Below are 1,650 nucleotides of genomic sequence, written 5' to 3'. Positions count from 1 at the left end.
CGGCCGCATCGGCGCCATCCGCGACGCGCTCGATGCCAACGGGTTCCAGGACGTGGCGATCATGTCCTATGCGACGAAGTTCGCCTCCGCCTTCTACGGCCCCTATCGCGAGGCGGTCGGCACCGCCGGCCTGCTCAAGGGCGACAAGAAGACCTATTACATCGACCACGCCAATTCCGACGAGGCGGTGCGCGAGGCCGAGCAGGACCTCGCCGAAGGCGCCGACATGCTGATGGTGAAGCCGGGTCTCCCCTATCTCGACATCATCCGTCGGCTGAAGGACGAGTTCCAGATGCCGACTTTCGCCTATCAGGTGTCGGGCGAATATTCGATGATCAAGGCAGCGGCCGCCAATGGCTGGATCGACGGCGAGAAGGCGATGCTGGAATCGCTGCTTTCGCTGAAGCGGGCGGGCTGCGACGGCGTGCTGACCTATTTCGCGCCGACCGTGGCGGAGATGCTGAAGGGGTAAGCCGCCAAACCGGCAAGCAGCGGCGCCATTGATCAGCCTTCAGAATTCCACGTCGAGCTCGACGATCTCATCTGGCTCGGCGAGCGCGCCTTCGGTCCATTCCCGCATCAGCGGCCAGGCAAAGACCGTCTCGCAGTAGGCGGCGAGTGGCGCTTCGAAGTCAACCGCATAGGTGCGGAAGCGGGTGCAGACCGGAGCATACATGGCATCGGCCATGGTGGGCCATGCCCCGAACAGCCACGGTCCACCATAGGTCGTCAGACATTCCGACCAGATCGCCTTGATCCGCTCCACGTCGGGCCGCGCGCCGGAAAAGATCTTGAAGCTCTTGTGCCTCGCCTTGAGGTTCATCGGCAGTACCGAGCGCAGGTTGTGGAAGCCCGAATGCATTTCGCCCGACACCGCGCGGCAATGGGCGCGCGCCACGCGCTCGGCTGGCAGCAGGCCGGCGCCCGGCACCGTCTCCGCAAGGTATTCGGCGATGGCCAGCGTATCCCATACGGTGACGCCGTCATGCGTCAGCCGCGGCACCAACACCGATGGCGACAGGAGCAGCAACTCCTGCCGCTGCTCCGGATCATCGATGTCGACGCGCTCCTCCTCAAACTCCAAACCGGCCATGCGGCACAGCAGCCAGCCGCGCAGGGACCATGACGAGTAGTTCTTCGACGAGATCGTCAGCGTCGCCTTCGTCGCGCTTTCCGGCCTCGCCGCAACCGCCTTCGCCGCCTTGGCCATGTCGTGGAACCTCCAAGCCTTTCGCCGGCAACAATCCTCTCGCAATGCAAAATAAATTGCACTAGCTTTTTTGCACTGCACGATGGGCTGTCAGCGGAACGAGGCGCAATGCTTTACCAGGCCTACCAGCTCCAGGACGACCTCATAGCTCCGGCGCGCATGCTTGCCGAACTGACGAGTTCCGCGACGGGCGGGATGGCGCTCGGCGACGCCGCCAAACGGCGCATCGCGGCCGGGCTGGAGATGATCGCCCGTTTCAGGCTCACCCATACGCGGCCCGATTTCGGCATCGAGACTGTCAGGGTCGGCCACCGCGAGGTGCCGGTCGCCGTCGAAACGGCGCTCACCCTGCCCTTCGGCAAACTGCTGCGCTTTGCCAAGGACATCGACGCCCGCCAGCCGAAGGTCATGGTGGTCGCGCCCCTGTCCGGACATTTCTC

The 1,650-nt window shown here is 64.4% G+C and carries 1 protein-coding gene and 2 pseudogenes; 2 read left to right on the top strand and 1 reads right to left on the bottom strand.

Features of this window, described 5'->3' with window-relative positions:
* Positions 1-472, top strand: a pseudogene (locus tag EOA28_RS35135) (porphobilinogen synthase); the annotation flags it as partial.
* A 39-nt stretch (positions 473-511) separates the two neighbouring features.
* Here the strand turns inward: EOA28_RS35135 and EOA28_RS35130 are convergent.
* Entirely contained in the window at positions 512-1,210 is a 699-nt protein-coding gene (locus EOA28_RS35130; protein ID WP_127252419.1) for a glutathione S-transferase, read from the bottom strand.
* 108 nt (positions 1,211-1,318) lie between these two features.
* Between EOA28_RS35130 and EOA28_RS35125 the strand changes: the two are divergent.
* A pseudogene (locus tag EOA28_RS35125) lies at positions 1,319-1,650 on the top strand (polyhydroxyalkanoate depolymerase); the annotation flags it as partial.

The sequence above is a fragment of the Mesorhizobium sp. M2A.F.Ca.ET.067.02.1.1 genome (assembly GCF_004023285.1).
Lineage (GTDB): Bacteria > Pseudomonadota > Alphaproteobacteria > Rhizobiales > Rhizobiaceae > Mesorhizobium.
This window is presented reverse-complemented; position numbering and strand designations above follow the sequence as displayed.